At 69.4% G+C, this 19,556-nt stretch carries 14 protein-coding genes; 10 read left to right on the top strand and 4 right to left on the bottom strand.

What is annotated here, in order from left to right; translation table 11 throughout:
* Positions 1–304 precede the first annotated feature (304 nt).
* The 7 genes from ASD69_RS07510 (at position 305) to ASD69_RS07480 (ending at position 4,923) form a co-directional block, all read left to right on the top strand.
* Positions 305–1,201, top strand: a complete 897-nt coding sequence (locus ASD69_RS07510) for a hypothetical protein (protein ID WP_056175817.1) — start codon at positions 305–307, stop codon at positions 1,199–1,201.
* 220 nt (positions 1,202–1,421) lie between these two features.
* Complete coding sequence (gene rpsP, locus ASD69_RS07505; protein WP_056175808.1) at positions 1,422–1,679, top strand: 30S ribosomal protein S16; 258 nt, start codon at positions 1,422–1,424, stop codon at positions 1,677–1,679.
* Between the two features lie 54 nt (positions 1,680–1,733).
* Entirely contained in the window at positions 1,734–2,249 is a 516-nt protein-coding gene (rimM, locus tag ASD69_RS07500; protein ID WP_056175806.1) for a ribosome maturation factor RimM, read from the top strand.
* A gap of 119 nt (positions 2,250–2,368) precedes the next feature.
* Entirely contained in the window at positions 2,369–3,193 is an 825-nt protein-coding gene (gene trmD, locus ASD69_RS07495; protein WP_056175804.1) for a tRNA (guanosine(37)-N1)-methyltransferase TrmD, read from the top strand.
* A 106-nt stretch (positions 3,194–3,299) separates the two neighbouring features.
* Positions 3,300–3,692, top strand: coding sequence for a 50S ribosomal protein L19 (rplS, locus tag ASD69_RS07490; protein WP_056175799.1), 393 nt, complete (start codon positions 3,300–3,302; stop codon positions 3,690–3,692).
* Positions 3,693–3,975: 283 nt separating this feature from the next.
* On the top strand, positions 3,976–4,341 hold the full coding sequence (locus ASD69_RS07485; protein ID WP_056175796.1) for a hypothetical protein: 366 nt from the start codon (positions 3,976–3,978) through the stop codon (positions 4,339–4,341).
* Positions 4,342–4,485: 144 nt separating this feature from the next.
* A complete protein-coding gene (locus ASD69_RS07480; RefSeq protein ID WP_056175793.1) occupies positions 4,486–4,923 on the top strand; it encodes an RNA-binding S4 domain-containing protein in 438 nt (145 codons plus the stop codon).
* A 349-nt stretch (positions 4,924–5,272) separates the two neighbouring features.
* Here the strand turns inward: ASD69_RS07480 and ASD69_RS07475 are convergent, their stop codons facing one another.
* Positions 5,273–5,902, bottom strand: coding sequence for a DUF937 domain-containing protein (locus ASD69_RS07475; protein WP_056175790.1), 630 nt, complete (start codon positions 5,900–5,902; stop codon positions 5,273–5,275).
* 301 nt (positions 5,903–6,203) lie between these two features.
* Between ASD69_RS07475 and ASD69_RS07470 the strand changes: the two genes are divergently transcribed.
* Complete coding sequence (locus ASD69_RS07470; protein WP_082576326.1) at positions 6,204–7,076, top strand: aminoglycoside phosphotransferase family protein; 873 nt, start codon at positions 6,204–6,206, stop codon at positions 7,074–7,076.
* A gap of 171 nt (positions 7,077–7,247) precedes the next feature.
* Here ASD69_RS07470 and katG read toward each other — a convergent pair whose 3' ends face one another.
* Positions 7,248–9,425, bottom strand: a complete 2,178-nt coding sequence (katG, locus tag ASD69_RS07465) for a catalase/peroxidase HPI (RefSeq protein WP_056175786.1) — start codon at positions 9,423–9,425, stop codon at positions 7,248–7,250.
* Between the two features lie 580 nt (positions 9,426–10,005).
* Here katG and ASD69_RS07460 point away from each other — a divergent pair.
* The gene (locus ASD69_RS07460) at positions 10,006–11,655 is read left to right on the top strand and encodes a SprB repeat-containing protein (RefSeq protein ID WP_200943946.1); all 1,650 of its coding nucleotides are present in this window, start codon (positions 10,006–10,008) and stop codon (positions 11,653–11,655) included.
* Positions 11,656–11,701: 46 nt separating this feature from the next.
* Here ASD69_RS07460 and ASD69_RS07455 read toward each other — a convergent pair whose 3' ends face one another.
* Together ASD69_RS07455 and mutS are read right to left on the bottom strand one after the other, a co-directional pair.
* Complete coding sequence (locus tag ASD69_RS07455; RefSeq protein WP_056175783.1) at positions 11,702–15,049, bottom strand: AAA family ATPase; 3,348 nt, start codon at positions 15,047–15,049, stop codon at positions 11,702–11,704.
* A gap of 70 nt (positions 15,050–15,119) precedes the next feature.
* A complete protein-coding gene (gene mutS / locus ASD69_RS07450) occupies positions 15,120–17,720 on the bottom strand; it encodes a DNA mismatch repair protein MutS (RefSeq protein ID WP_056175779.1) in 2,601 nt (866 codons plus the stop codon).
* 643 nt (positions 17,721–18,363) lie between these two features.
* On the opposite strand from mutS, the gene ASD69_RS07445 reads away from it, so the two are divergent.
* Positions 18,364–19,488 carry a M4 family metallopeptidase gene (locus ASD69_RS07445; protein ID WP_162250624.1) on the top strand — a complete coding sequence of 375 codons (1,125 nt, stop codon included), beginning with the start codon at positions 18,364–18,366 and terminating at the stop codon, positions 19,486–19,488.
* Positions 19,489–19,556 lie beyond the last annotated feature (68 nt).

The raw sequence follows: 19,556 nt of genomic DNA, 5'->3' as shown, positions 1-19,556 counted from the left end.
GCCGCGACTGCGTCGCCGCTGCGACATCGCGGCATTCGCGATCGCCGTGTCCGCATAGGTACACCACCCGCGTATCGCCCGCTGCGATTGCGTTCGCCGCGCGTCGCCCGACCGGCGGCGCCGCGCCGTCTTAATGGCGGAGACGTGCGAACGCGATCATATCCCTGCAGCGCGATGCAGGACCGCAACGCGCCGCGCAGTCGCCACCGACTGGCCGCCGGCTCGCCAGGGCCGGCGGGTTCGCCACAGGCCGCGTCGCTCCGGGGTAAGGGCGGCGCGGCCATCATCAAGGAGTGAAGCGCATATGACGAAGATGTTCCGCCGTTGCACCACCGCCGCGCTCGCGTTTGCGGGTCTGTTCGCCGCTTCCGCGCATGCGGACACGGTGTTTGCCATCCACAGCCAGGCCGGCGATCCGGTCGGTGCGGGCCAGTCCGCCGTGTACACCGATGCCGACTCGACGATGACGATGGAGGCCGACGCGCACTCCATCCGTCTGACCGTCGCGCGCGGCGACGACCACTGGTACGTCTCCGTGGGGGCGCCGACGCAGCGCAAGTTCGAACTGGGCCGTTACTACGACGCCGAGCACCCCACCTTGCGTACCGGCCGCGCGCCCTACGTGTACATGGCCAATGGCGGTCGCCGTTGCGACGATCTGTGGGGCGAGATCCATATCCAGCAGCTGGAACTGGATCGGCAGGGGCGGGTGGCGGCATTGGAGGCCACGGTGCTGCAACGCTGCGGCAGCGCGAGCGCACCGGTGCTGGCGGCGGTGATCCGGCACAACGTGGCCCCGTACTCGGTGAAGCTCGACAGCGGCGGCGACGACCCGGTCGGCCAGGGCCTGCAGAAGAGCTACTTCGGCGACACCAGCACCTTCCATTTGCTGGGAGAGTCGAACTACATGGATTTCACCGTGAGCGGCCAGCGCGACGTCTGGCGCGCCAAGCTCAGGCCGCCGGTCGGCGGCGTGCTGCAGCCGGGCACCTGGCCCATCGGCACCGACACCAGTGCCCTGTTCGTGTTCGATCGTCCGAGCCAGGGGCGCTGCAGCTGGATCAGCGGCGGCCAGGTCGAGGTCAAGGGCGTGCGTTACGACCCCCTCAATGGGCGCCTGATCGGGATCCACGTGGACTTCGAGCAGTTCTGCGACGGCGCCGATAAGCCCCTGCGCGGCAGCATCCGCTACGGGCTGTAAGCCTTATCGGGCCCCGCCACGGAAGGCGGGGCCGGCCAGGGACGGCCATTCAGGCAGGGGCAGGCGGCGTGGCCAGGGAGGGCCCGCCGCCGCGCCAGGGCCGGGCGGGGCCGCCTGGGCGCGTGGAGGCCGGGGGCGAGTTTGCCTAAGCCCACGAATCGGCTACAATTTCCGGCTTACCTCGCCAATCCGGCGACTGGGCAACACAGGAACTGTAAAGATGGTCAAGATTCGCCTGACTCGTGGCGGCGCCAAGAAGCGTCCGTTCTACCACATCATCGTCACCGACAGCCGCAGCGCCCGCGACGGCCGCAACATCGAGCGCGTCGGTTTCTACAACCCGGTCGCCACCGGCAACGAGAAGCGCGTCGAACTCGACATCGCTCGCGTCGAGCATTGGGTGAGCAAGGGCGCTCAGCTGACCGAGAAGGTCGCTGGCCTCTACAAGCAGGCCGGCAAGGCCGCTCCGGCCGCCTAAGCCGCTTCGCCGCGCGCCTCGCGCGCGCGGCGACCGCCTCACGGCCGCATCGCAATGACCGAATCCACGCGTCGCATCCTGCTGGGCAGGGTGCTGAGCGCTTTCGGCGTGCGCGGCGAGGTCAAGCTCGAGTCCTGGACCGAGCCTCGCAGCGCCATCTTCCGCTACCAGCCCTGGATCGTGCGCGACCCGCAAGGACGCGAGCGCGAGCTGTCGGGCGTGCGTGGCCGCGAAAGCGGCAAATATCTGGTCGCCAGTTTCCCCGACGTCGCCGACCGCGACGCCGTCGAAGCCCTGCGCGGCACCGAAATCTATGTCCCGCGTTCGGCCCTGCCGCCACCCAGCGAGGGCGAGTACTACTGGGTCGACCTGGAAGGCCTGCGCGTGGTCACCGTCGACGGTGTCCAGCTGGGCACCGTGTCGCATCTGTTCGCCACCGGCGCCAACGACGTGCTGGTCGCGCGCGACGACGAGCGCGAGCGCATGATTCCGTTCGTGATCCCGCAGTACGTGACCTCGGTGGATTTCGAGGCCGGCGTGGTCACGGTGGACTGGGATCCCGAGTTCTAGGAACGAGCGCAGAGTAAAAAGGAGCGAGAGCGCTTTCTTTCCCGGTCTCGTTACCGACCCGCCGATCCACTTAGGCTTTGACTCTCGTTCCTCACTCCTACCCGCTCGTTCCTGGCCCTATGCGTATCGACGTCGTCAGCCTGTTCCCCGAATTCGTCGCCCAGTGCGCGGCTTTCGGCGTGGTCGGGCGCGCGGCCGAGCGCGGGCTGCTGTCGCTGCAGGGCTGGAACCCGCGCGACTACGCCGAGGGCAATTACCGCCGGGTCGACGACCGTCCGTTCGGCGGCGGTCCCGGCATGGTGATGCTGATCGATCCGCTGCGCGCCAGCCTGCGCGCGGCGCGCGCGGCCGATCCGGCGCCGGCGCGGGTGATCTATCTCAGCCCGCAGGGCGCGCGCCTGACCCAGGCCAAGGTCCGCGAACTCGCCGCCAGCGAACGTCTGATCCTGCTGTGCGGCCGCTACGAGGGCGTGGATGAGCGCCTGATCCGGGCCGAGGTCGACGAGGAGCTGTCGATCGGCGACTACGTCCTGTCCGGCGGCGAGCTGGCCGCGGCGGTGGTGGTGGACGCGGTCGCGCGCCTGCGCGAGGGCGTGCTCAACGACGCCGAATCCGCGGTCCAGGACAGCTTCGAGGACGACGGCCTGCTGGACTGCCCGCACTACACCCGCCCGGTCGAGCACGAGTTGGGCCCGGTTCCGGAGGTGCTGATGTCCGGCAACCACGCCCGGATCGCGCGCTGGCGGCGCCAGCAGGCGCTGGGCCGGACTGCCGAGCGGCGCCCCGATTTACTGGACGAAGCCGGCTTGTCCAAGGACGATCGCGCCCTGTTGGCCGCCTATCGGGCCGAACAGGCCGCCGCGGCGGTATCCGGGCCGGCTCGGGCCGGGGGCGAGGAGGCCGGGGCGGACCCGGCGGCGCAGGCCGAATCGGCTAAGCCCTAGTCACGCAACGAAAAAGGCCGTTATAATGCACGGCTTCATTGCTCCATCCATGCCATGACGCGGGTCCACGTGCACTCGCGCAACAACTAATCCAACAGGCCGTGCCATGAACAAGCCCTCGCTCCACACCCTGCTGCAGAATTTCGAAGCCGAACAGGTCCAGCGCCAGCTGCCGGACTTCGGCCCCGGCGACACCATCGTCGTCAACGTGAAGGTCAAGGAAGGCAACCGTGAGCGCGTCCAGGCCTACGAAGGCGTGGTCATCGCGAAGAAGAACGGTGGCCTGAACTCCTCGTTCACGGTGCGCAAGATCTCGCACGGCTTCGGCGTCGAGCGCGTGTTCCAGACCCACAGCGCGATCATCGACTCGGTCGACGTCAAGCGCCGCGGTAAGGTCCGCTCGGGCAAGCTGTACTACCTGCGTGGCCTGGAAGGCAAGAAGGCGCGCATCAAGGAAGACCTGGCCGCTTACGCGCGCGCCAAGAACGCCGCCGAGTAATTCCGCGTCGCGCGCCTCGCGCGCAGCGTGGAAAACGGCCGCCGCGAGGCGGCCGTTTTCGTTTGAGGCATCTCGTTTCGAAGCGTGGTTCACGGCGTCCAACTGCGATGCCGCGTGTGCGATGTCGCATTTCCGCCGGGCGCCCGGTGCGCCGCGTATCGTGCCTGCCAGCGCCGCGACGCGCGATGCGGGCGCAAGCTTTTATCCGACGGGCGCCATGCGCTAGATTGGTCGCAAGGCATCGCCGATGCCGTACCCGAAGGGTCCGCGCAGGAGCGCATGCATGCAATCGAACTTGTCCGTAGGCGATATCTGCACCTACCAGCGCAGCGATGGCCTCTGGGGTTTCTTCTGGGTGCAGCGCATCGACGCGTTGCCCGACGGCGGCGCGGCGATGTCGCTGCGCAAGTTCGACGTGAACGCCGCCGACGAAGTCCTGGCCGAGCACGTGGACGATGTCGCCGAACTCAAGGGCCTGCCGCTGCTCGGTCACTTTCCCATCGTCGACAGCCGCGTGGCCGAAGCCGCACCGCGGGTGATCGGCTCGATGCCGGTGACCGATGAGGATCTGGAGGGTTACCGGATCTGGCGCGAGGCCTACGACGCGGGCGAAGCCGGTGTGTTCACCTTGGCCTTGGAAGAGATCTGAGCCTCCGCGGAATCTGCGCCTGCGCGTAGTCGTCCCGCTGCGATCGCGCTGCGCTCGGTCAACGCGAGGCGAGTACGCAAAGCCTGGAAGCACCGCAATTTCAATGCCTAGCGTGATCCTGGGCGCGCCGCATTCGTGATACCGATGAAAACGAATTCCGAGAAAAAACCGTCCACCGTCGAAGCGGCGCCCGCGACCGCCAGCGTGCGCCTGGACCTGTGGCTGTGGGCGGCGCGTTTCTACAAGACCCGCAGCCTCGCGCGCAGCGCCATCGAGACCGGCAAGATCGAAGTCGGCGGCCAACGCGCCAAGGCCTCGCGCGCACTGCGCGCGGGCGATGCGCTGCGCATCGCGCGTGGCGAGGAACTGTTCGAGGTCAACGTGCTCGCGCTCAGCGACACCCGCGGCCCCGCCAGCGTCGCCCAGGCCCTGTACGCCGAAACCGAGGCCTCGCGCGCCGCGCGCGAAGCGGCCCGCGCCTTGCGCGTGGCCGAACGCAACGGCTACCAGGCGCCCGAGACCAAGCCCGACAAACGCGCGCGACGGCTGATCCGCGCGCTGGGCGATATCGACGCGTTGTAGGGGCGCGCCTAGCCCGCGCTGAGGGACGGTCGCATTGCGTGAGCAGCGCCGCCGCTGAGATGGCGCGATCGCGGCTCACGCCGCTCCCACAGTAGGCAGCGCTAGCGCCTTATGGATGTCGAGTCGCCGCCGGCATAGGTGCGCGCCGCCGCCGGAGCCGGCGACGCGCACATGCCGACTATCGCCGTCATCGCCTTGCGCGGCCGCGGCTTGCGCCGCTCCTACCCCGAAGCAGCACGATCGCTTCGTGTGGGAGCGGCGTCAGCCGCGATGCGATCCCAGTCGACCCCAAAACGACTGCGGCCGCGTCGAAACGCGGCCGCAGAGGGAGTGCCGGATGATCCAGGCTTCAGCGATTGCCGCCGCCGCCCAGCAGGCCGCCGCCGATCTTGAGCAGGTCGCCCAAACCGAGCTGGCCGTCGCCGTCCTGGTCCAGCACCGCGCCGAGCAGGCCGCCGGCGCCGCTGTCCTGCTGGATGCGTTCGCGTTCCTGGCCGAGCACGTTGCCCAGGGCCTGCGGCGAGGCCGCGGCCTGGCCGCCGCCGGAGAACATGCGCTGGGCCAGGTACGACAGCACGATCGGGGCGAGGATCTTGAGCAGGGTGTTGGCCTGGCTGCCGCCGAGGCCGGTGGCCTGGCCCAGGCCCTGGGCCGCGGTGTCCTCGCGGCCGCCGAAGATGTGGCCGAGGATGCCGGCGCCGTCGGTCTGGCGGCTGGGAGCGCCGCCGCCGAGCACCGCGCCCAGCACGCTGCCGATGTCCAGGCCGCTGGCGGCGCCGGCGTGGTCGCGCTGGAGCGCACCGAACAGAGCCTCGGCGCCTTGCGGCTGACTGGTGTTGCGACCCAGCGCGCCCAGCAGCAGCGGCAGCGCCGCCGACACCGCGCCCGCGGTCTGCGACTGCGACAGGCCGAGCTGGCTGCTCATCTGCTCCAGCGGCTGGCCCTGAAGTTGGCGGAGGAGGTCGTCGGTCAAGCTCATGGGGGCGCGTCCTTTTGGCAATTGGAAACCGATCCTAGCGCCGTTTCGCGCCAGCGTGGTGACGACCGCCCGTCGCCGGTCCGCTGCCGCGAGCGGGCCTGCCGCAAGGTCTGCGCGAACCGGCACGAACTCTGTGCATAGTCCCTGGGGCGCGCGCGGCGATGCCGCCGGATCCGGCATGGCGGCGAGGTGTCCGCAAGCCTCAGGATCCGCTAGCCCCCGCGGCGTGTCGGCCAAACCCAGGCCAGGCCGAATGCCGGCAACGCGACGCCGCCCCGCACCCAGGATGAGTACGAGCCCGATGAGCGAATCGCCCGCAGCCCTGCACGACGACGAACTCCGCCCGGATCCGGACACCGCCTTGCGTCCTTGGCGCCGGCATTGGGGCCTGCAAGCCGACGGCGCGGCCTTCGATACCCCGTCCAGCGCCTTGCAACCGGTGCTGCACGCGGGGGCGCCGGCCATGCTCAAGCTGGCCTACGACCCGGAGGAGCGCTGGGGCGGCGTGTTGACGCGCTGGTGGGATGGCGATGGCGCCGCGCGCGTGCTCGCCAGCGAGGGCCACGTGCTGTTGATCGAGCGTGCGACCGGTCGCGACTCCCTGCTGGCGATGGCCTCGGACGGTCGCGACGATCGGGCCTGCCGCATCCTGTGCGAGGTGGCGCGGCGCCTGCACGCGCACCCCGCCGTGCCGCCGGACGGCTTGCAACCGCTGTCGATGTATTTCGAGTCCCTGGCTCAGGCCGCGCGCGATCACGGCGGGCTGTACGCGCGCGCTTGGCGGATCGCCGAAGGCCTGCTGCAAGCGACGGTCGATCCGGTCCCGCTGCACGGCGATCTGCACCACGAGAACGTGCTGGATTTCGGCCCGCAACGCGGCTGGTTGGCGATCGATCCCAAGCGCGTGATCGGCGATCGCGGCTACGACCACGCGACCCTGTTCGGCGACCCCTTGCAACTGGGGCGCGAGCTGCCGCGCCGCCTGGAACGCCGCCTGCAGGTGGTCGCCGAGACCAGCGGCCTGGCGCCCGCGCGGCTGTTGGCCTGGATCGCGGCGCAGCAGGGCGTGTCGGCGGCCTGGCACCTGGAGGACGACGAGCCCGAGCAGGCGCAACTGCCCCTGTCGGTGCTCGCGGCGGCATTGGCGCTGGGTGCCGACGGATACGCGGGCTAAACGCGAAAAAAAGACCCAGCGATCGCTCGCCGGGCCAGTGAGGTGCACAGGGATTGCAGGGCGACGCCGATGCCGGAACCGCGCGCGCAGGACTGACGGCTACGCGCGCGGGCCGGATCGGCCATCGGCGCCGAACGGTCGGGCCTGCGCCCGACGGTCCGGCCTCCGGTCTTACGCGAGATCGAAACGGTCCAGGTTCATCACCTTGGTCCAGGCCGCCACGAAGTCGTGGACCAACTTCTCCTGCGCGTCCGAGCTGGCGTAAACCTCGGCCAGGGCGCGCAGCTGCGAATGCGAACCGAAGATCAGATCGGCGCGGGTCGCCGTCCACTTGAGTTCGCCGGTCTTGCGGTCGCGTCCTTCGAACACGTCCTTGGCGTCCGAGGTCGCCTTCCACTGCGTGCCCATGTCGAGCAGGTTGACGAAGAAGTCGTTGCTCAGGGTGTCGGCGCGCTGGGTGAACACGCCGTGCCGGGTCTGGCCGACGTTGGTGTTGAGCACGCGCAGACCGCCGATCAACGCCGTCATCTCCGGCGCGGTCAGCGTCAGCAACTGGGCCTTGTCGACCAGCAGGGCCTCGCTGGACACGTTGGGTTTGCCCTGTAGGTAGTTGCGGAAGCCGTCGGCGATCGGTTCCAGCACGGCGAAGGAATGCGCGTCGGTCTGCGCCTGGGTGGCATCGGTGCGGCCCGCGCTGAAAGGCACCTGGACCGGATAGCCGGCGTTCTTCGCGGCCTGCTCGACGCCGGCGCTACCGGCCAGCACGATCAGATCGGCCAGCGACACCTTCTTGCCGCCGGACTGGGCGGCATTGAAGTCGCGCTGGATGCCTTCCAGCGTCTGCAGCACCTGCGCCAGTTGCGCGGGCTGATTGGCTTCCCAATCCTTTTGCGGCGCCAGGCGGATGCGCGCGCCGTTGGCGCCACCGCGCTTATCGGAGCCGCGGAAGCTGGACGCCGCGGCCCAGGCGGTGGACACCCACTGCGAGATCGGCACGCCGCTGGCCAGGATCTTGGCCTTGAGCGTCGCCACGTCCTGATCGTCGATCAAAGCATGGTCGACCGGCGGCACCGGGTCCTGCCAGATCAGTTCTTCGGCCGGCACTTCCGGGCCGAGGTAGCGCGCGCGCGGGCCCATGTCGCGGTGGGTGAGTTTGAACCAGGCGCGCGCGAACGCATCGGCGAACTGGTCCGGGTTTTCGAAGAAGCGCCGCGAGATCTTTTCGTAGGCGGGGTCCATGCGCAGCGACAAGTCGGTGGTCAGCATGGTCGGGGCGCGGCGCTTGTTGGCATCGAACGCGTCCGGAATCGTGCCCGCGCCCGCGCCGTCCTTCGCGATCCATTGGTGCGCGCCGGCCGGGCTCTTGCTGAGCTCCCATTCGAAACCGAACAGGTTGGCGAAGAACTCGTTGCTCCACTGGGTCGGCTTGCTGGTCCAGGTCACGTCCAGGCCGCTGGTGATCGCGTCGCCGGCAATGCCGCTGTTGAAGCTGCTGGCCCAGCCCAGGCCCTGCTGCTCGATGTCGCCGCCCTCAGGCTCGCGACCGACATGCGATTCCGGGCCGGCGCCGTGGGTCTTGCCGAAGGTGTGGCCGCCGGCGATCAGCGCGACGGTTTCTTCGTCGTCCATCGCCATGCGCGCGAAGGTATCGCGGATGTCGCGCGCGGCCGCGACCGGATCGGGATTGCCGTTCGGGCCCTGCGGATTGACGTAGATCAGGCCCATCTGCACGGCGCCCAGCGGATTCTCCAGATTGCGGTCGCCGCTATAGCGTTGGTCGCCCAGCCAGGTGGTTTCGGCGCCCCAATACACTTCCTCGGGTTCCCACACGTCGGCGCGGCCGCCGGCGAAACCGAAGGTCTTGAAGCCCATCGATTCCAGCGCGACGTTGCCGGTGAGGATCATCAGGTCGGCCCAGGAAATCTTGTTGCCGTACTTTTGCTTGATCGGCCACAGCAGGCGGCGCGCCTTGTCGAGATTGCCGTTGTCCGGCCAGCTGTTGAGCGGGGCGAAGCGCTGTTGGCCGGCGCCGCCGCCGCCGCGGCCGTCGATGGTGCGGTAGGTGCCCGCGCTATGCCAGGCCATGCGGATGAACAAGGGGCCGTAATGGCCGAAGTCGGCCGGCCACCATTCCTGCGAGTCGGTCATCAGCGCGGTGAGATCGCGCTTGAGCGCCGCCAGGTCGAGGGTCTTGAAGGCCTTGGCGTAATCGAAGTCCGGGTCCATGGGATCGGAGGCCGGCGTTTGCTGGTGCAGGACCTTGAGGCTGACCTGATGAGGCCACCAATCCCGGTTCGAGGTACCGCCGCCAGCGGTGTGATTGAACGGGCACTTCGCTTCGTTTGACATGGGTGATTTGCCTCTTCGCTGTTGACGGTGCGGACGCAACGATTGGGTAGGGTGGAAGCGCGATGCCGATGCGCGAACGGAATAGTCGATGGCTCCGTTCGAACTTCGCTTAGGAATGTGTCGGCGTTTCGATCGTTCGCTCGCCTTTATGGGGGAGGGGAGTCGCAGGCGCCCCTGGACAGTACGGCGGTCCGCTACTCCGTGTGAAATCGATCCTTTCGACGTATTCGATAGCTTTTAACTATGAATAGGCGTGTCATGGGATCGCGACCCGCTCCGGACGGCTGGCAGGTGCCAGCGAACTGTGTCCGAAGCGCAGCTTTCGGTTTGTTTGTACGCGCGGGCGCGCCGCTTGGCGCGCGAGGTCTCTAGCATCGTCCTGGCAGCGCCCGTGCGCGCGGCGCCACCCCATTCGATCAACGGAGGATTGAAGATGAAGAGCGGCAAGATTCGCTGGCGCTGGTCGGCCGCGTCGGCCTGGAGTCGGCCGATGCGCACCGCCGGGAGCGACGCGGCGGAGGCGCCCGGAGCGCGAACCGGGAACTGGATAGAACGGGCGCGTCGATACGGCTATGCCCTGATGATGGCCATAGCCTGCGTTCTGCTGTCGGCCGGCCCCGCGTCCGCGCAGGTCTGGAGCTTGAGTCCGCTGCAACGGCAGAGCTACCTGCAGTACTACGCGCCGTTGATCCTGCAGCGCTCGGAGGAGAACGGCGGCAAACCCGGGCGGGATTGGATCAGCAACTACGACTTCGATCGCGACGGCAACTTCGCCAACAATCGTTACACCTGGGTGAACTTGCTGCCGCAGTACGTCGCGGGCTCGGCTGCGGCTAGCGGCGACTACAAGCAGTGGCGCATTCGCCCGACCCTGTATACGTCGTTGGTGGAATACACGGACGGTGGCGGAAAAGGCCTGATCCTGCTGTACCACGTCTACCACCCGGTGGATAAGAAAGGTAACGAAATCCACGATTGGGAGCGCGTGGAGATCGGCGTGCGCGGGGTGGGCGGTACGCCGGGCGCCTTAGGCGAGTCCGTCGGCCATGTCACCGTGACCAGCCACCACGACCATGTCATGCGCGCCGCCGGCAGCCCCGACTTGAATTTCATGAGCGTCGCCAGCGGCAAGCACGTGTTGCTTTGGCAGGCCGACGAGGACGGCGGTCTGGATCCGGGCGGCGCCACCGCCCACGAATTGCATTTCGTCCAGCACAGCTATGCCCAGATCCAATCCTGGGCGCAGACGGCGGGCAATGCGAAGGTGGACGTCACCAACGATGGCGACAAGAAGGTGCACTACGTCTGGGTGCCGGAAGCCTCCGCCGCCGCGGTAAGCGCTTGGGGCGCGCAGCCGATCCACTACGGAAACGCCACCTCGTTGGCCTCCCGGCAGGACGGCGAGACGCCCTGGTATGCGGTGAAGCGCATCACCTACGAACTGCAGGATATCGCCGACGTCTTCCGCGGCCAGTGGGATGCAGCGACGTGGCCGATCAGTTGGACGGCCGATTCCACCGAGGACGTGCTGCTGGAGACCGCGCTGCTGGACGAGGCCGGACAGGTCGAAGTGCCGGCCGGACTGCAGCGCTTCTACCTGGGCTCGCGCGACAGCAGCGCGTCCAGCCAGACCGATGGACGCAATGGCGTGCTGGGCAAGGATTGGTTCATGGGCGCGTATTCGGCGGAGACCAACGCCGACATCGTGTCCGGCTCCGACAAGTTCAAAGGTTACGAGGGGGCGGGGCGCGGCGGCGACGGCCGCAACCGCGCCGATGCCAGCGGCGACCTCGGCTCCTTGAACAATTACTGGCGCCAGCACGATTTCTTCGTCCACAGCGGCGCGGTCGATACGCGCGAGCTCTACGAAGCCGGGACCTGGCTGACGGGGGCCTGGTACACCCCAGCCAACGGCGGCTTCGACGGGCGCTGGGCGCAGCTGTTCGACGATCGCGTGGCTTACGAGTTCGCGCTGCCGCTGAGCGTGGCGATCACCACGGCCGAATCCGCATGCAGGGAGTACGTCATGTTCACCGCCACGGCGGCCGGCGGGTCGCCGCCCTATCAGTACAGCTGGTCCGGTACCTTCGTGCCGGTGGCGGGCTCCACCCGAAGCGTGCGCATGTATTGGCAGGACACCGCCACGGTAACGGTGACGTCCTCCGATGGGCAGCAGGTTGCCAAGACCCACACCTACCGACGGGTATGCCCCGGCGGCGGCAACCCCTGAGCCCGATGGAGCCGACGGCGTGGCGCCGTCGGCTCGCGGGTCGCGCTCAGCTGCCCTGGATCACATCGAACTCGCCGTCCAGCACCCGGTCCAGACGGCCGCTGCGCCAACCGCGCACGCTGTCGCGCACCAGCGGCGAGGGCGCCTGACGATAGCGGCGGCAAATGCGGCGTTCGCCCTCGGGCGCGCCCTGCGACTGGCGCGCGCGGCCGGGCAGGTCCGGCGCGACCTGCACCAGTACCGACAGCCGCTGGGTGTTGTCGTCGCTCTTGTCTTCGTAAACATGCAGGCCGGACTCGGGCTCCAGCAGGTCGAACGCGCCGAAGCCGCTCACCGCCAGCCAGGCGCTGCAGCGTTCGGGATCTTCGCGCAGCACCTGCACGCGCATGTTGCGGCGCTGCGCCCAGGCCTGGTACATGCCGACCACGCGCTGCCACCACAGGCGCAGTTCCTCGCCGTGGCGCTGCTGCGCGGATTCGCTGACGTCGATCTCGATCAGCGCGTCCTGCGGGCGCTGTGCGCGCAGCGCGTCCACCGCCAGCCCGAGCAGGAACAGCAGCTGCGCCAGCGACTGGGCGAAGCTGGCGTTGCCGCCGTCGCGGCCGAGGCGCTGATGCATGCGCAGCGCGGTGTCCAGCGCGCTTTCGATGCGGTCGCGGCGCTCGATCCGGTCCAGCACGCCATGGCGCTCGGGCGAGTTCCAGAAGTCGGCCGCGGCCATGCGCGCGTAGTCGGCCTCGCGCTCGCCGCGCCATGACGGGTCCAGCACGATCTCTTCCAGCTCGGCCAGGCGCGCGTCCAGGCGCGCGACCGCGTCCGCGTCGGTGGGCGGCGCGTACACCAGGTCGCGCAGGTCGCCGGCGTCGTGCGCCTGCGCCGACGCGTCCGCACCGGGCGGCGGCGTCGTCAGCGCGGGCGCGGGATCGATGAATTCGACGTCGAGCCGGTCGCCAGCGCTGCGCACGAACAGGAACTGGTCGCCCTGTGGGGCGCGGTGTTCGACGATGCTGCGCGCCAATGGGGCCAGCAGGTAGTGCTCGATCGCGCGCCGCAGCGGCCGCGCGCCCAGGTCCGGGGTGAAGCCCTTGTCGAGCAGGAACTCGATCGCCGACGGCTCCCATTCCACCGCCCAGTCGCGATTGCGCAGGCCGCGCCGGGTCAGCACCCGGTCCAGCTCCTTGTGCAGGATCTCGCGCATCAGGTTGCGATCGAGCGGGTTGAACAGCACGACCCGGTCGATGCGGTTGATGAACTCGCGGCGGAAGGTCTCGAACAGCGCCTTTTCGACGGCGAGCCTGGAATAGCCGCCGCGCGCCGAGGTGAAGCCCGGCCCGGCGTTGCGCGAGATGGTCGAGCCGATGTTGCTGGTCAGGATGATGATGCTGTGGCGGAAGTCGACGGTGTTGCCACTGCGGTCGCTGAGACGGGCGTCGTCGAACACCTGCAGGAACAGGTCCCAGACCTTGGGGTGGGACTTCTCGAACTCGTCCAGCAGCAGCACCGAGAACGGCTGCTCGCGGATGCGCGCGGTGAGCGAGCGCACGCCGCCGTTGGCGTCCTCGTCGGCGGTCAGGCGCCAGGCCGCGTCCTCGGATTGGAACTCGCTCATGTCCAGGCGCAGCAGGCGCTCGTCGCTGCCGAACAGCAGTTCGCTGAGCGCCTTGGCCAGTTCGGTCTTGCCGGTGCCGGTGGGCCCGGCGAACAGGAACACGCCGATCGGGCGGCCGTTGTCGGTCAGGCCGGCCTTGAGCATGGCGATGCGGTCGAGCAGGGCGTCCACCGCCTCGTCCTGGCCGATCACGCGGGTGCGGAAGAACGCGCGCAGGCGCTCCAGGTCCAGGCTCTGGCGGTCGTCGATCACGTCCAGGGGCAGGCCGCTGCGGCGCGCGATCGTCGCCAGCACCTGTTCGGCATCCAGCGGCAGCGTCGGCGGATCGGCTGCGGTCGCGGCCTGCAGGGCGTCGTCGAGCAGGCGCAGCAGGCGGCCGGGTTCCTGTTGCTCGGGAAAGTACTGCGCGGCCATGCGCGCGGCCTCGGTCAGGGTGCGCGCGTCGGCAACCTCGCGGCCTTGGCGTTCGCGCTCGGCCTGCGCCCAGCGCTGAGCCACCGGCTCCATCGCGGCCGGGTCCAGCGGCGCCAGGCCGAGGATCTGGAAGTGGTGCTTGATGACCGGCCGCGCGACCAGCAGTTGCGCGAGCTGGCGCGGCGTGACTTCGCCGATCAGGCGCAGCTCGCCGCGTTCGATCGCCGGCAGAACCAGATCGAGCAGGCCGCGCGGGTCGCGCGAATGCGCGCCCTTGGCGAGCAGGTCGACGAATTCGGACACCCGCCACAGGGCGCGCTTGCGATTGAGCACGCCGAGCATCTCGCGCACGCGCTCTTCCAGTTCGCCGATGTAGCTCTGGCCGGCCAGCACCTCGGCCGCCGAGGCCTCGAACACCAGCCAGCCCTCGTTGCGCAGGCGCTCGCTCAGCAGGTCGATCAACACGCTCTTGCCGACGCCGTGCTCGCCCGACACCAGCACCGAGGCGGCTTCGTCGCCGGCGTAGAGTTCGTGCAGGCGTTGCAGCTGCGCGGCCAGTTCGTCGTGGACGATGCGGGTACGCGGCTTGAGCGCCGGATTCACGCGTCCGAAACCGCCCAGCACACGCGACTCGCGACGCGCGCCGACGGCGCGTTCGACCTGCTCCTGCAGGGGCGCCAGCAGCGGCGACTGGAAGCGCTTGAGGGTGTCGCGCAGGTGCCCGACCGCGTCCTCGTCGAGATCGTCCAGCGCCGGCAGCGCGGCCGGCGGCGCGGCGCCTTCGGCCGCTTGCAGGTAATCGCGCAACTGCTGGCGCAGCGGCACGAACTCCCACCACCAGGGCTGGGCGTGGCGCATCAGCGCCAACAAGCGCTCGCCGGCGTCGGGCCGCGCGCGCAGCAACTCGACCAGGAAGTACAGCGGATAGGCGCCCAGCTGGCCGGCCTGTTCCAGCAGCGGTTCGAGCGCGACATCGTCGCGACGCCCGGCGGCGCGTATCGCCATCGACTGCAGCACATAACCGTTGCCCGGCACCTGGCGCAGCAGTTCGGCCGCGTCGAAGGCGGCGCTGGCGAGCAGGTCGGTGCCCTGTTGGAACTCGGCCTGCGCCATCAGGTCCTGCGGGCGCTGGATGCGGTCGTCGTGGACCATGACCTCGCGCAGCAGGCGCGCGAGCCGGTCTTGCGGCGTTTCCTGCGTGCCATCGGGTGTCTCTTCGGACGCCGGTGGCGCGGCGGCTTGGTCGGTCGCGCCATCGGCGTCCGCCGTGGCGGCGACGGGCGGCGCCGACGCCGCCGCGGCGCCGGGGCGATAGAGTCGCGCCAGGATCAGGCCGGCGACCAGGCCGGCCACGAATAGCAGGGTTTCCACGCTCGCTCCGGTGTCCGTTCCGGCCGCAAGTCTAGCCGGTCGCGTGCGCGCTTCCGCAGCGCGCGCGCGATCAGGTCAGCGCCTTGATCCGGTACAGCGCCTCCAGCGCCTGCTTCGGCGTCAGTTCGTCCGGGTCGACCGCGGCCAAGGCATCCAGCGCGGCCGAGGACGGCGCGAACAGGCCGAACTGCTGCGGCTGATCCAGCGCGGCCTGGGCGAAGGACGGCGTGGGCGTGTCGCGGCCCTGCTGTTCGAGTTCGATCAGACGCCCGCGCGCCTGCTTGACCACCGACTTGGGCAGGCCGGCCAGCGCCGCCACCTGCAGGCCGAAGCTGCGGTCGGCCGGGCCGTCCTTGACCGCGTGCATGAACACCAGTTGTTCGCCGTGCTCGACGGCGTCCAGGTGCACGTTGGCGATGCCGCTGCCGGGTTCGGCCAGGGCGGTGAGTTCGAAGTAGTGGGTGGCGAACAGGGTGTAGGCGCGGTTGCGCTCGGCCAGATGGCGCGCGCAGGCTTCGGCCAGGGCCAGGCCGTCGTAGGTCGAGGTGCCGCGGCCGATCTCGTCCATCAGCACCAGCGATTGGTCGCTGGCGTGATGCAGGATGTAGCTGGTCTCGCTCATCTCGACCATGAAGGTCGACTGCCCGCGCGCGAGGTCGTCGCCGGCGCCGATACGGGTCAGGATGCGGTCGATCGGGCCGAGCACCGCGCGCGCGGCGGGCACGAAGCTGCCGATGTGGGCCAGCAGCACGATCAGCGCGTTCTGGCGCATGTAGGTCGATTTGCCGCCCATGTTGGGGCCGGTGATGACCAGCATGCGGCGGCCGTTGGCCTCGTCCAGGATCAGGTCGTTGGGCTCGAAGGGCTCGCTGCGCACGGCCTCGACCACCGGGTGGCGGCCGCGCTCGATGCGCAGGCCGGGTTCGTCGCGCAGTTCCGGCGGCGACCAGTCCAGCGCCTGCGCGCGTTCGGCGAAGCCGCACAGCACGTCGAGTTCGGCCAACGCGGCCGCGCAGCGCTTGAGCGGGGCCAGGCGCTCGTTGAGCGCATCCAGCAGGTGTTCGTAGAGCAGGCGCTCGCGGCTGAGCGAGCGTTCGCGCGCCGACAGCACCTTGTCCTCGAATTGCTTGAGTTCCTCGGTGATGTAGCGCTCGGCGTTGCTCAGGGTCTGGCGGCGGGTGTAGTGGGTCGGCGCCTTCTCGGCCTGGGCCTTGCTGACTTCCAGGTAGTAGCCGTGGACGCGGTTGTAGCCCACCTTGAGGGTGGGGATGCCGCTGGCGATGCGCTCGCGCGCTTCCAGGTCGACCAGGAACTGGTCGGCGTTGGTCGACAGCGTGCGCAGTTCGTCGAGTTCGGCGTCGTAGCCGGTGGCGAACACGCCGCCGTCGCGCGCCAGCACCGGCGGCTGCGGCACGATCGCTGCGGCCAGCAGATGGGCGTGCTCGGCGTGCTCGCCCAGTTCGGCGGCCAGTTCGGCCAGCAGCGGCGCGTCCAGCGGCGCCAGCAGGGCGCGCACGTCGGGCAGCAGGGCCAGGCCGTCGCGCAGGGTCGACAGATCGCGCGGGCGCGCGCTGCGCAGGGCGATGCGCGAGAGGATGCGCTCGAGGTCGCCGAGGGCGCGGAAGCGTTCGCGCACGCCGTCGCCGGCGCGCGAATCGATCAGGGTCGCCACCGCCTGGTGGCGCAGGCGCAGGGTGGGGCGGTCGCGCAGCGGGCGGTGCAGCCAGCGCCGCAGCAAGCGCCCGCCCATCGGCGTGACCGTGCTGTCGAGCACGCCCAGCAGGGTGGTGCGGCTGTCGCCGTCGATGCGGCTGTCGAGTTCGAGGTGGCGGCGGGTCGCGGCGTTCATCGCGATCGCGCCGTCGCCGGATTCGACCGCGATCGAGGTCAGGTGCGGCAGGCGCTGCTTCTGGGTTTCCTCGACGTAGCCCAACAACGCGGCCGCCGCGGCGATCGCCAGCGGGCGGTCTTCCAGGCCGAAGCCGCTGAGATCGTGCAGACCGAAGAAACGCAGCAGCTGGCGGCGGCCGCTGTCGACGTCGAACAGCCAGGGCGCGCGCCGGCGCAGGCCGCTGCGCTCGGACACGAACGGCGCCCAGCCGTCTTCGTCGGCGATCAGGGTCTCGGCCGGCTCCAGGCGCGCGAGCTCGGCTTCCAGCGCGTCCTCGCTGGCCACTTCGTTGACCAGGAAGCGTCCGCCGGCCAAATCGGCCCAGGCGATGCCGTAGCCGTGCTTGCCGCGCGCGATGGTCAGCAGCAGGGTGTCGCGGCGTTCGTGCAGCAGGGCCTCGTCGGTGACCGTGCCCGGGGTGACGATGCGCACCACCTTGCGCTCGACGATGCCCTTGGCCAGGGCCGGGTCGCCGATCTGCTCGCAGATCGCCACCGATTCGCCCAGCGCGACCAGGCGCGCCAGATAGCCCTCGGCCGAGTGGTGCGGCACGCCCGCCATCGGGATCGGCTGGCCGGCCGAGTTGCCGCGCTGGGTCAGGGTGATGTCGAGCAGGCGCGCGGCCTTGCGGGCGTCGTCGTAGAACAGCTCGTAGAAGTCGCCCATGCGGAAGAACAGCAGCACGTCCGGGTGCTCGGCCTTGGCGGCGAAGAACTGCTTCATCAACGGGGTGTGGCCGTCCACGGCCTTGCTATCGACGGCTTTGTCGCTGGAACGCATTGAAAATCCTGGAGTTTTATTCTGGCCGGCGCGGCGGCGCACGGCGTCGCGGCGGGCGGCCCAAAGCGACATGATCGCCGAATGGGGGCGTGGTGGGGGCTTCGGGCATGAATCGGGTGCGAATCCGGGCCTGCGCGGGCGGGAGCGGCCGCGAAGCACCGGCCTTGCGCGGCGTGGGCTTGGGGTCGGGCCGGCGGTGCGGCATAGCTGCGATGCGAGCGACCGCGGGGCAGGGGCGGTTTGCGGCACACGCTGCAGCTTGCCGAAGTCGCGGCGAGTGCGCGCGCTGCGCGCCCACTGACCGACCGACAGCGCCGCATACGTCCACGCGCAGTCCGGCCTGCAGGTTCGTCGCGTTTCGCGTCACAAAAAACACTGATCGCCCTGGAGGGCGCAGCGACGCGTCGTCGATCGATTGTCCGGATACGCGCATCGCGAACTGTGATGCCGCTTCGGCGCGGCTCGCTCATCTGTGACGCGCGACCGCCCGAATGTGCGCAGTGCGCGCGGCCCGGCGCGGGATCGACACCTAGGGTGGCGTCGCTTTCGAACCGCCGTATCCACCTGCCGGCAGATGGCTCCGCCGGGCTTGCACGGCGGCACGCGGAAGGCACTTCTTCCCACCATTTCGAGGATAACGGTCATGCGCCCTAGCTTTGTCGCGATCGCTGTTTCGCTCTCCCTCGCCGCGCTGATGCCGGCGACATCGAACGCCAGTCAGCCGAACGGCTCGGTGGTGTCCGGCACCGGTCACGGTGTCCATTACGGCACGCTGCCCATTCCCGTGCAGTACACTGCTGGCGTCGGCTACGAGCTCATCGACAACACCCGCAACGGCATCAGCAGCTCCGACGGCGGCGGCTTCAACCGGTACTACGCGACCTATCGCGGGCCGCAGCAGTTCGTCAGCCCCACCACCAGCTTCGGCGACGGCAGCGCGGCCAGCCTGTCCAGCATGGGCGTCGACGCCTACTACGCGATGCAGCGCAGCTGGGACTACTTCAAGCTCGTCCACGCACGCAACGGCCTGGACGCGCGCAACCGCAGAGCCACCGTGTACAGCCATGTCGTCGACCTGGCACCGGGGCGCAAGACGACCGGCTACTCGTACTGGTCGGGCACCACCGTGCTGCTAGGCATCGGCGATGCGGCCGCCGGCATCGAACCCTTGGCGACCCTGGACATCGTCGGCAGCATGTACGCGGCCAATATCGTCTACAACACCGATCCCGATCCCGGCAGGGGCGACAGCCAAGGCGTGCGCAGCTCGATCGCCGACGTCTTCGGCACCCTGATCGAATTCCATGCCGCTCACCCCAACGATCCGGGCGATTACGTGATCGGCGAGCTGGCTTATCCGGGCGGCCTGCGCCACATGTACCGCCAGAACCTGGACGGGAAATCCTTCGTCTGCTACCCGGCGCGAGGTTTCGATCCGAACGACGAATCCCCGGCCTACTCGGGCGAGTACACCTCGGGCATCGGCAATCGGGCGTTCTACCTGCTGGCCGAGGGTGCCACGGCGCCGGCCGGCTCCGGCCTCAGTGCGGATCAGTTGGTCTGCAACGGCGACACCGCGATCGTGGGCATCGGCCGCGCGAAGGCCGGCGCGATCTGGTATCGGCTGGCCACCACCGAGAAAACCTCGCAGCTGACCTATCCGCAGGCGCGTGCGGCCACGATCCGCGCCGCCGAGGCGCTGTATGGCGTCAAATCGGCCGAAGCGCGCGCGGTCGCGCGCGCATGGTCGGCGGCCGGGGTGAAGTAAGCGCGGCGACACTGCGCTTGCGGGCAGTGCCGCAAACCACGGGCGCGCAGCCCTGCAGCGGCCGCGCG

Source organism: Lysobacter sp. Root604, assembly GCF_001427505.1.
Lineage (GTDB): Bacteria > Pseudomonadota > Gammaproteobacteria > Xanthomonadales > Xanthomonadaceae > Lysobacter.
The sequence above is the reverse complement of the archived record's forward strand: the minus strand, read 5'-3'. Positions and strand labels throughout refer to the sequence as shown.